General features: G+C 56.4%; 9 protein-coding genes. 7 read left to right on the top strand and 2 right to left on the bottom strand.

All coding sequences use genetic code 11. The annotated features are described in order from the left end of the window. Positions 1-90 precede the first annotated feature (90 nt). Positions 91-717, bottom strand: a complete 627-nt coding sequence (locus IG168_RS04945) for a hypothetical protein (protein WP_193162380.1) — start codon at positions 715-717, stop codon at positions 91-93. A 23-nt stretch (positions 718-740) separates the two neighbouring features. Further along, positions 741-1,109: a PH domain-containing protein gene (locus IG168_RS04940; RefSeq protein ID WP_193162378.1), complete on the bottom strand. Its 369-nt coding sequence runs from the start codon at positions 1,107-1,109 to the stop codon at positions 741-743. Positions 1,110-1,268: 159 nt separating this feature from the next. On the opposite strand from IG168_RS04940, the gene IG168_RS04935 reads away from it, so the two are divergent. The 7 genes from IG168_RS04935 (at position 1,269) to IG168_RS04905 (ending at position 5,850) form a co-directional block, all read left to right on the top strand. Continuing rightward, positions 1,269-2,510 carry an RNA polymerase sigma factor gene (locus tag IG168_RS04935; protein WP_193162376.1) on the top strand — a complete coding sequence of 414 codons (1,242 nt, stop codon included), beginning with the start codon at positions 1,269-1,271 and terminating at the stop codon, positions 2,508-2,510. 143 nt (positions 2,511-2,653) lie between these two features. Beyond that, complete coding sequence (locus IG168_RS04930) at positions 2,654-3,487, top strand: YciI family protein (protein ID WP_193162374.1); 834 nt, start codon at positions 2,654-2,656, stop codon at positions 3,485-3,487. A 71-nt stretch (positions 3,488-3,558) separates the two neighbouring features. Next, on the top strand, positions 3,559-3,912 hold the full coding sequence (locus tag IG168_RS04925) for a YciI family protein (protein ID WP_193162371.1): 354 nt from the start codon (positions 3,559-3,561) through the stop codon (positions 3,910-3,912). 20 nt (positions 3,913-3,932) lie between these two features. Continuing rightward, positions 3,933-4,337, top strand: a complete 405-nt coding sequence (locus IG168_RS04920; protein ID WP_193162369.1) for a YciI family protein — start codon at positions 3,933-3,935, stop codon at positions 4,335-4,337. Beyond that, positions 4,334-4,777, top strand: coding sequence for an SRPBCC family protein (locus IG168_RS04915; protein ID WP_193162367.1), 444 nt, complete (start codon positions 4,334-4,336; stop codon positions 4,775-4,777). Before IG168_RS04920 ends, IG168_RS04915 begins: the two co-directional genes overlap by 4 nt. 23 nt (positions 4,778-4,800) lie before the next feature. Next, the gene (locus tag IG168_RS04910; RefSeq protein ID WP_319024664.1) at positions 4,801-5,151 is read left to right on the top strand and encodes a YciI family protein; all 351 of its coding nucleotides are present in this window, start codon (positions 4,801-4,803) and stop codon (positions 5,149-5,151) included. 72 nt (positions 5,152-5,223) lie between these two features. Continuing rightward, positions 5,224-5,850, top strand: coding sequence for a glutathione S-transferase family protein (locus IG168_RS04905; RefSeq protein WP_193162365.1), 627 nt, complete (start codon positions 5,224-5,226; stop codon positions 5,848-5,850). The last annotated feature ends 150 nt before the right edge of the window (positions 5,851-6,000 follow it).

Raw genomic sequence — 6,000 nt, 5'->3', positions numbered from 1 at the left:
TTTTTTTGTATAAAGCAATATTTTGGGGCACGCCCTAGATAGATATGGAGCGCGATTTCATAAAAAGTCTAATACTGCCTATTTATATGGTTAGATTTTTTCCGATATTTGATTAGTAACCAATGATATTTTCATTGGGCCACCAACGCCAATTTTGGCGCCTACCTCAGAACTCTGGCCTACAAAAGCTCCCCCTACAGGAAGCATCATGTTGTAATTCCAGGAAATCTTGCCGGTTAACGTTTTGGGGCTGGTGAAGATGATCACATACCGCGCGGTATTGCTTAGCTTAGTCTCATCGACAAACTCGACAGAGCCATCCCATGCGCTGCCCTGTTTCATCGCGCTGAACTTTTCAAAAATCACATTAAAGTTTTTGTCGAGAAATAAGAGCTTAGGGTAGGGTACATGTCCCCAAGCTTGGTTGACAGTGTTGAATGCAGATCGGATTTCTACGTATGTGCCGTTGCTGATATTTTCAGGGAACTCGAAAGCCTTATAGAATGTCTTGCCTGAACCAAAGTCGAAAGCTTCACCGTCTCCACCTAACTCAAACTTATGGGTGATGTTGCTATCAAGCTTCTCGTATTGAAGTGTCTTTATATTTTCTGCGGTGACGGGCGTGGCCGCCAACTTTTCTTCGTATTCGATCTTTGTCGGATAGCTTGAGCACCCCTGAACAAAAAGTACTACTAATATTACGTAAACTGTTCTCATTCATTGTCTCCAAATTAGGATTTCTAGAGTGCGTAGCGCGCAATATAGTGCGCGATATCCATAAGCCGCGACCTGCCGCTGAACTCGAAGCGCACCTTGCCCAGCGAGGAGAAGTGCAGCTCCAGTTCGCTGTCGATATCGAAGGTGCCGGAAGTCTCCACCGAGTAGGCGACGATATTCCTGTAGGGCAGGGAGGTGAAATCCTTCTTGCTGCCGGTGATGCCCTGCACGTTGACCGCGATAATGCGCTTGCTGGTAAACACCACGCCGTCGCGCATGGATTTGTAGGAATCGAGGACTTCCTCACCGTCGAGTAGCAGTGGGGCTACCTTTCCCGCGTAGCTTGGATTCTGTTTGAGTTTGAACAGGCTTTTATTTTCGAAATCGATCATTAGGTCACTGGCTGTTTGTATTATTTAACAAAATTTTGTTTAGCAAAATTGAGTTCAAAATTGCACTCTGACACAATATATTACTTAACGTTGAGTTTGCATAATAATGTCATGAGAAGATGACACGGTGCCAAAGCGCCAAAATCAGCGATCACACCTATGACCCACGCATTCCAAGCCCGGCTTGACCAGCTTTATAAAGCAGAATCACGCCGTGTGCTCGCAACCCTGATCCGCCTGCTCGGTGATTTTGATCTGGCCGAAGAAGCCCTGCACGAGGCTTTCGCCGCGGCGCTGGCACAATGGCCTAAAGACGGCATACCCGGTAACCCGCGTGCCTGGCTGGTTTCCACCGGGCGCTTCAAAGCGATCGACCAGCTGCGTCGCAAAGCGCGCTTTGATGTGTCGTACGAGGATGTCGCAGAACGCCTGGAAGCAGAACTGGCCACGGAAGAGGAAGAAGAACACGGTATTGAAGATGACCGGCTCCGCCTGATCTTCACCTGCTGCCACCCGAGTCTTGCGCCGGAGGCACAGCTCGCGCTGACGTTGCGCGAAGTCTGCGGCCTGACCACTGAAGAAATTGCCAGCGCCTTCCTTATCCCCACGCCGACCCTCGCCCAGCGCATCGTGCGCGCCAAGGCGAAAATCCGCGATGCCCGAATCCCGTACCAGGTCCCGGAAGCGAACCAGCTGCCGCAGCGATTGCAGTCGGTCCTGCACGCCATCTACCTGATCTTCAACGAAGGCTATTCTGCCTCCGCCGGTGATAACCTGATTCGCCACGACCTGGCGGCCGAAGCCATTCGCCTCGCACACCTGCTGTGCAAGTTGTTGCCGGAACCCGAGGCCGAGGGCCTGCTGGCGCTGTTGCTGCTGCAGGACTCGCGCCGCGCAGCCCGTGTGTCCGCCGATGGCGACCTGATCCTGCTGGAGCAACAGGATCGCGCACTGTGGGACCAGCAACAGATCAACGAGGGGGCGAATCTGGTACTGCGCGCACTGGCCAGCCGCCGTTTCGGCCCCTATACACTGCAGGCCGCCATTGCCGCTATCCACGCCGAAGCCGCGTCCGTGGAAACCACCGACTGGCCACAGATCGTCGGCCTCTATGACGCCCTGCTCGAACTGACACCTTCGCCGGTCATCGAGCTCAATCGCGCGGTGGCCGTCGCAATGCGCGATGGCCCCGAACAGGGCCTGCTGCTGATTGATGCCTTGCTCGCGCGCGGCGCGCTTACCGACTACCACCTGTCCCACGCCGCCCGTGCCGACCTCTACCGGCGCCTGGGGCAAAAAGATGAAGCACGCGCCGCCTACCAGCGCGCCCTGGCACTGGCCCAACAGGGACCGGAGCAGCGCTTTCTGGCCCGCCGCCTGGCAGAGCTGGACGCCGGCTGACGCCCCCTGCAAAACGCCGCAAAAAAAATTTCGCCGTCCTGTCGAAGTGCCCCAGGCCCGTTCGACTAACTATCAAATCACCTCGCTGGAACCTGCTTAGTGGCAGTCTCCCGCAGGTACGGAATCAACCAAGGAGCAGCAACATGAAGTTCATGATTATTCGCAAGGCCGATGCCAACACCGAAGCCGAGGTCATGCCCAGCCAGGAACTGCTGGAAGCGATGGGGCGCTACAACGAACAGATGGTCAAAGATGGCGTGTTTGTTGACGGCACGGGCCTCAAGGCAAGCCGCTATGGTGCCAGAATCGACTTCCGCGACGGTCAGCCGGTAGTGACCGACGGCCCGTTTACTGAAACCCGTGAACTGCTGGCCGGCTTTACCGTGTTCGAAGCCGCTTCCAAAGCCGAAGCCATCGAGCGGGCGAAACAGTGGCCGGCACTGGACGGTGACAGCAACGTCTCGCTGGAGCTGCGCCAGCTGTTCGAGATGGAAGATTTTGAAAGCGGTGACGGCCTGGAAGTGCATAAGGAAATGGCAGCGCGCCTCGAGCGCCAGCCGGAAAACATTTCCACACTTATCTGTTTTAACGGCCGCTGTGCCGAGGCAATGCAGTTTTACGCCGACGTACTGGGCGGCGAAATTGAAATGATGATGACCTACCGCGAATCCCCCATGGCCGGTGATGTCGAAGAGGGGTGGCGGGAGAAAGTTCTTCACGGCCGTATCGCCATCGGCAAATTGAAGCTGATGGGCTGTGATGTGGAGCCGGAACGCTATCAAAAGCCACAGGGATTCTACGTGCAGGTCAGCTACCCGGATGTGGAGCGCACCCGCACCGCGTTCAACGATCTCGCCGACCTGGGCACCATCGACATGCCGTTCAGCGAAACCTTCTGGTCAAAAGGCTTTGGCCTGGTTACCGACCGCTTCGGCATTGCCTGGATGGTCAACTGTGATGCCCCGGCCGAGCAATAACGCAGGAAAGTGAGCGAATCGATACACCCTCCCTCTCATCGAGGGAGGTTTTCAAGCCGGAATGCCAGCCAATGAAATACCTGTGCCTTTCCTACGAGGAAGAAGAGAAATTTCGCGCCATGTCGCCGGCGGAATTGCAGGCGCTGCGCGCTGAAACCCTCGCCTTTGTGGAAGCCCTGCGCACAAGCGGACAGCTGCTGGCAACAGAAACGCTGCAGAGTGCATGCACTGCCGCCACCCTGCACATGCGCGACCACTGCCCGCTGCTCAGCGATGGCCCCTTTGCCGAGACCCGCGAGCAGCTGGACAGTTTCTTCCTGATCGAAGCGCAGGATTTCAACGAGGCAATCCGCATTGCATCACAGTGGCCCACCGCGCGTTTCGGCACTATTGAGATACGCCCGGTGTGCGAAGACCCCCGTTAGTAAACTACAAGGAGCAATGGATGAAATACCTGGCACTGGTCTATTACGACGAAAAAATCATGAACCGCCTGTCGCAGCAGGAATGGGATTCCCTGAACCAGGAATGCATGGCGTGTGTCGCCCGCCTGAGCGACGGCGGCCACTACATCACCGGCAGCCCGCTGCTACCGACCAGCACGGCAACCACGGTGCGGGTGCGCGACAACCGCGTCACCACCACCGATGGCCCCTTTGCCGAGACCAAGGAACAGCTCGCGGGCTTTTACATGCTCGAGGCGAAGGATCTCGACGAGGCCATCGCCCTGGCCGGCAAGATCCCGCCGGCCCGTTACGGCTCGGTGGAAGTACGCCCGGCGCGGGAACTGATGGAAAAAGGCAACCAGGCCGGCGGTAACGCGACTGAAACAGCAGGAGAATCGCTATGACCGGTACCGTACGTCTTCACCGCATCATGCGCGCGCCGGCAGAGCGCGTGTATCGCGCCTTTCTGAATCCGCAGGCGATGGCCAAATGGATGCCACCCGACGGATTCACCGCTGATTTCGAACACCTGGATGCCAGGGTTGGCGGCACCTTCAAGGCCTCGTTTACCAATTTCACCAACGGCCACAGCCACTCGTTCGGCGGGGAATACCAGGAACTGGTGGAGAACGAATTAATCCGCTATACCGACAAGTTCGATGACCCGAACCTGCCGGGTACTATGAATGTAACGATCAACCTCAAAACCGTAACCTGTGGCACCGAGCTAAGCATCGTCCAGGAAGGCATTCCCGAAATGATCCCCGTCGAGATGTGCTATCTCGGCTGGCAGGAATCGATGGCGGCATTGGCCCGCCTGGTCGAACCAGAAATCAATCAGTGACATAAGCCACACAAGGAGACACCGTGAACAACTACCTCGCCATTTATCTCGGCACCCCGGAATCAATGAAGAAATGGGATCACCTCACCGATGCCGAGCGCCAGCAACGCTTGGAAGAGGGTATGGCCGCCTGGCATGCCTGGATGAACAAGCATAAAGAAATACTGGTCGAGTCGGGCGGCCCGCTGGGCAAGACCAAGCAGATTGATTCCGATGGCATTACCGACACCCGCAACAACATGACCGGCTACGTGATCGTGCAAGCGGAATCCCACGACGCAGCGGCCAAACTGTTTGAAGGGCACCCGCACTTCACCATCTTCCCCGGCAACAGTGTGGAAGTGATGGAGTGTAAGCCTATTCCCACGCCTTGAACCCAACCGCCGCCGGGCAACGGTTGTCCGGCAGTGGAAAAAAAACACTGAAGAAGAAATGCGGAGCTGGAGATGATCAAACTCTACGGAACACCACCAACCCGCGTATTGCGTGTCATCTGGCTGCTGAATGAGCTGGGTCTCGAATACGAAAGCCACCCGATAGACTTACTCAAAGGAGAGGCCCATAGGGAAGACTTCCTGGCCCTCAACCCCGCCGCCAAAGTTCCGGTACTGGTGGACGGCGACCTCGTGCTCACGGAGTCCGCCGCCATCCAGCTCTACCTGGCCGAGAAGTACCCCGAGGCGGGATTTATTCCTGAGTCATTGCAAGAAAGAGCGCAAATGTACCGCTGGATGTTCTTTCTCGTTACCGAGATCGAGCAACCCCTGTGGCGCATAGCACGGCACACAGCCCTGTACTCGCCGCACAAACGACTGCCACAGGATGTTGAGTTAGCGCAGCAGGAGTGCAAGAAGATGGTGGCTGTACTTGAGCAACATATGCAGGGCCGTGAATTTATCGTCGGTGATCGGTTGAGCGTGGCCGACTTCAATGCGGCTTATACGCTCGACTGGGTCGCTGCGGCGCAACTGCTCGACAATGCCCCGCGGTTGAAAGACTACCTGGAATCCATGTATGAACGCCCGACGGCGCCAATAAGGATTGCCGAGGGATTGGCGGCGTTGGAAGGTTAGATGGCTGATTGGGGCCGGTCTTTTGCAGTGCTGAAGCGAGTGTTGCGTGCAAGGTTTGGAAAAAATCCATTCTTACAGCGCCCTTCACACCCGGAGACTGCGTGTCGGTAATGGAGCGCCTGCCGATTCCGGCGCCCTGATTTGAAGGGC

This window comes from Microbulbifer hainanensis (genome assembly GCF_014904735.1).
In the GTDB taxonomy this organism is placed as follows: Bacteria; Pseudomonadota; Gammaproteobacteria; order Pseudomonadales; family Cellvibrionaceae; genus Microbulbifer; species Microbulbifer hainanensis.
Note: the sequence above shows the minus strand (reverse complement) of the source record. Positions and strands in the feature narration are given on the sequence as shown.